Genomic DNA, 3,901 nt, shown 5'->3' with positions numbered 1-3,901 from the left:
CGGCAGGGCCCTGGAGCCCCAAGACCCAGCACGGCGGTCTTGCCTTCCTGTCTGTGCTTTCTGGGCCTGTCTGTCCCGCCCGCTGCCACCCGTCCGCGCAGCTCGATCCGCCTCCGGGATACCTCCAGCGAAGAATCTTTGCTCCCGGAGCGCGGGCCGGTCAGGCCCGGGCCAGCTCCGCCGGCACCGGAGCCGCGCCCCCTCTCCCGCACCCGCACGCGGTTCTCTCACCCTTCCTGCGCAGGACCGGCGGGCAGAACATTACGGACGGGAAGCCAAAAATGACCCTCCAAGTGAATAATCCGGAAAAAAGTCTGGACTAGATGAATTAGGAGGAGTAGGTTTGCTTGTGGGACGAAAAACAGTGACCGGCATCACACCAGCAGACCTCAGAGCAGAGCTTGGCTGGCTCCCCTGGAAACAGGGAATGCCGGATTCGCGGATCCCCTCCCCGGACCGAACCGGGGGTGTGAGGTGATTTCAGCGCAGTTCCATCACCCACCCGAAGACGAACAGTTCTGGCAACGACGAACAGTTCTGACGCAACATCAACCACACTATTCACACAGGAGTAACCATGGAAACCTCCCTCGTAGGAAACCTGACCAAGGCCGGAGCCATCCACAAAGTAGTAGGCGGTTATGTGGGTCTGCCGTCGATGAACGAGCCCGGCACGGTCGCTGCAATCGGCGACTCCCTGCACAACCCTGAAGGCTCGGTCATGAGCGCCGGCTTCTTCGAGCTGAAGGCCTCCGAGCCCCTGGTGTACACCTACACCTACGACGAGATGAAGGTCGTCATCGCAGGTGAGTTCATCCTCACGGACCAGTCCACCGGCGAAGTCACCCACGCCAAGGAGCGCGACGTGCTGTTCTTCCCCAAGGGCACCACGGTCAAGTTCGAGACCCCCGAGTACGGCCTCGGCTTCTTCGCCGGCGACCGCACCTTCGCCCCGTAAGGACCGACCATGCGTTCCGCGTCCATGCCGCCCGCAGCAGGCAAAGGGCTGGAACCTGGTTTCCGCGGTGTCATCTGTGCGTCTTTCGGCGCCGCAGGTGACACCGCGGGTCAACACCCCGGTGTCCAGCCCAGGCATGACTTCCGTTTCCCAGCTGCAAGCCCCGAGGCCCTCACGGAGCTGAGGTCCGCACTCGGACAATCACACGTCGGGGTCCGACTCGTACTCGCCGGCCCACCGGCGGACATCCGTGCAGCCGCGGCTGCAGCCGCGGAATGCGGACTGCAGCAGGAGGAGATCACCCTCCTGAACGACGAGGCTGCACCCCGGGTAATTTATTGCCCGCACTGCCACACCACCACCACAACCGTCCGGCCAGCCGGGTCCGAGGTGCAGTGCCAGGGATGCGCCACCAGCCTGGCCACCACAGATCACTTTTCGCGTCGCATGGGCGCGTACCTGGGGTACGCAGCACATGCCGAGGAGGCATCATGACTATCACGGCACTCCCGGTCGCTGCCCACCCGGCGGTGGAAGGTGGCCTCCAACTCGAGGTGACGAGCGTCAGCCCCCAGACGGACTCGATTGTCAGCATCACGCTGGCTGATCCGTCAGGGGCGCGCCTCCCTTCATACGTCCCCGGCAGCCACCTGGTCGTCCAGTACGGCAGCGGCGTGAATGCGTATTCGCTCACCGGCTCGGGCAACGGCCCGTCTGAGTACACCATCTCGGTCCTCCGGGTCGAAGACGGCGCGGGCGGTTCGGTAGCAATGCACCAGCTCGCGGTCGGCGATCTGGTGTTCGTCTCCCGGCCCCGCAGCGCCTTTGCTCCCGCGTCAACAGCCACCCACCACCTGCTGATCGCGGCCGGCATTGGCATCACGCCGGTGCTCTCACATGCCCGTTCCGCGGCCGACCGCGGCACGACCTCCTCGCTGATCTACGTCTACCGGCCGGGCGCCGGGGCCCACGTGGAAGAAGCCCGGGAACTGCTGGGGTCTGCGCTGACGGAATGCAGCAACCGCACGAGTTTCCAGAAAGTCCTGACAGAACAGCTCACCACCCAGAGCCTCGGAACCCACCTGTACGTCTGCGGCCCGCAGGACTTCATGGATGCAGTCCTGGACCAGGCGCGGGAGCTCGGGTGGTCACCGGCCAGACTGCACTCGGAAGCGTTCGGCGCGGCCGAACTTGATGAGGGCGAGCCGTTCACGGTCAACCTTGTCCGCAGCGGCGTCAAGCTGGACGTGCCGTCAGGTGTATCGCTGCTGGAAACCCTCGAAAAGGCAGGCAAGACCATCCCCAATATGTGCCGTAAAGGCATTTGCGGTGAATGTGTCCTGCCGGTCCTCCGCGGGACCCCCCAGCACCGGGATCTCTACCTCACCGATCAGGAAAAGGCCGAGAACACCACAATGATGTGCTGTGTTTCACGCAGCGAAGACCCAGAATTGGAGTTGGACCTTTGAGCATCACCATCGACAGAGACACTGACACCGCCCTGCCGGAACGCATCCGGCGCTTCCCGTTCCCGTTCACCGGCGACATGTACCGCTACAGCGCAAATGTCGAACCCGCCAACAAGAACGTAGAAACCGACGCAGGCGCCTGGGGTGCCGGACTGATCGACATCGACGAGTTCTACCACGAGGAATTGGCCGACCGCGAGGCGATCCTGAACCGCGACCCCTCACGCATGGCAGTCCTGCCCCACATGCGGCCCGCCGTCTGGGACACAATCGCCACGCTGCTGCCGGCCATGGCCCAGGAAAACCCGGAGATCATGTCCTTCCACCGCGAAGGCAACAAATGCCGCTGGCACAACGGCCTGCAGAACCTCGACATCGAATTCACCATCGGCGACGACGACTCCCTGCCCATGGAACCCATGCGGTTCCTCGGCACCCAGATCCAGGACGACATCGTCCTGCTCGACGTCCGGGATAACACCATGTGGCTCGACGCCGGCCTGGTCACCTTCGCCGCCGACTGGTCCTTTAATTTCGACGTCGGCATGAGCTTCCTGGAAATCCACGGCCCCGTGCCGCGGGTCAAGGAAGAAAACATCATCAGCCGAGCCGAGCAGTTCCTGATGCGCCTGCAGCCGGGCGAACAATTCCGCCGCACCAACTGGACCATGACCGTCGGGAAGCGCCTGGACACTTCCACGGAGACCTACCCCGAATGGGGCCCTGACCGCGGAACCATCGCAACTGACCCGGACATGCCGGACAAGCTTCACCTGCGTGTGGAAGTCCAGCACCTCATCCGCCTCCCCCACACCGGCGTCCTGCTGTTCCTGATCCGCAGCTACCTGCTGCCCCTCAGGGACATTGCAAAGGTTCCTACCTGGCGTGAAAAGTTCGGCCACGTGCTGGCGGAGCTCCCTGACGACATGGCCGAATACAAGGGCATCATCCGCTACCGCAAGGCGGCCTCCGACTGGCTGCTGGCCGGTTAAAACAACCTTCCGCGCCGAGGCAGTTTTTAACTTCAGTCACATGGAACTAATTCCTAAAAAAGGCTGGACTAGATGTTTTGGATAGCGTAGCTTTTTCTACACAGACCGATTGAAAGTGGCCGGCATCACACCGGCAGGCGGCTCCTCCCGAAGCCAGACGGATTCGGGAGGGGACGCCGACACAGTCTTATTTGCACCAACGATGAACAGTTCTGACAAAGGTGAACAGTTCTGAGAATCCACACCGGGCCTGCTTGGACCAACATCCAGCAACCCACACCAGGGCACCGCACTCCGCGGCTCCCAGCCGCCAGGCATCCTCATTAAGTTCTATCTAGGAGATAAGCATGACTCTCGATATTGAAACCTCGGCTGTTGTTGGGGTGGCGCATCCTTTGGATCCGTTGTCGCGTGCGGAGATTTCGCGTGCGGTTGCGGTGTTGAAGGAGGGGCCGGCTGCGGCGGAGTCGTTCCGTTTTATC

4 protein-coding genes are annotated in these 3,901 nt (G+C 62.7%); all 4 read left to right on the top strand.

Features of this window, described 5'->3' with window-relative positions; translation table 11 throughout:
• The first annotated feature begins 577 nt into the window (after positions 1-577).
• From ACFUTU_RS21190 to ACFUTU_RS21175, 4 genes are read left to right on the top strand one after another with little or no spacing between them, the layout of a single operon-like run.
• The gene (locus tag ACFUTU_RS21190; protein WP_377967913.1) at positions 578-958 is read left to right on the top strand and encodes a cupin domain-containing protein; all 381 of its coding nucleotides are present in this window, start codon (positions 578-580) and stop codon (positions 956-958) included.
• Positions 959-967: 9 nt separating this feature from the next.
• Positions 968-1,453 carry a dimethylamine monooxygenase subunit DmmA family protein gene (locus tag ACFUTU_RS21185; protein WP_377967911.1) on the top strand — a complete coding sequence of 162 codons (486 nt, stop codon included), beginning with the start codon at positions 968-970 and terminating at the stop codon, positions 1,451-1,453.
• Positions 1,450-2,427, top strand: coding sequence for a PDR/VanB family oxidoreductase (locus ACFUTU_RS21180; RefSeq protein WP_377967909.1), 978 nt, complete (start codon positions 1,450-1,452; stop codon positions 2,425-2,427). The genes ACFUTU_RS21185 and ACFUTU_RS21180 overlap by 4 nt, the downstream gene beginning before the upstream one ends.
• Positions 2,424-3,419 (top strand): DUF3445 domain-containing protein, encoded by a 996-nt coding sequence (locus ACFUTU_RS21175; RefSeq protein ID WP_377967907.1) that lies wholly within the window; start codon positions 2,424-2,426, stop codon positions 3,417-3,419. The genes ACFUTU_RS21180 and ACFUTU_RS21175 overlap by 4 nt, the downstream gene beginning before the upstream one ends.
• The last annotated feature ends 482 nt before the right edge of the window (positions 3,420-3,901 follow it).

The sequence above is a fragment of the Arthrobacter sp. NPDC057388 genome, from assembly GCF_042668165.1.
Classification (GTDB): Bacteria; Actinomycetota; Actinomycetes; order Actinomycetales; family Micrococcaceae; genus Arthrobacter.
Note: the sequence above shows the minus strand (reverse complement) of the source record. Positions and strands in the feature narration are given on the sequence as shown.

Bases quoted from the DNA above. Each gene is read 5' to 3' on its own strand.
- ACFUTU_RS21180 (WP_377967909.1), top strand. From the start codon at position 1,450: ATGACTATCACGGCACTCCCGGTCGCTGCCCACCCGGCGGTGGAAGGT.
- ACFUTU_RS21190 (WP_377967913.1), top strand. From the start codon at position 578: ATGGAAACCTCCCTCGTAGGAAACCTGACCAAGGCCGGAGCCATCCAC.
- ACFUTU_RS21185 (WP_377967911.1), top strand. From the start codon at position 968: ATGCGTTCCGCGTCCATGCCGCCCGCAGCAGGCAAAGGGCTGGAACCT.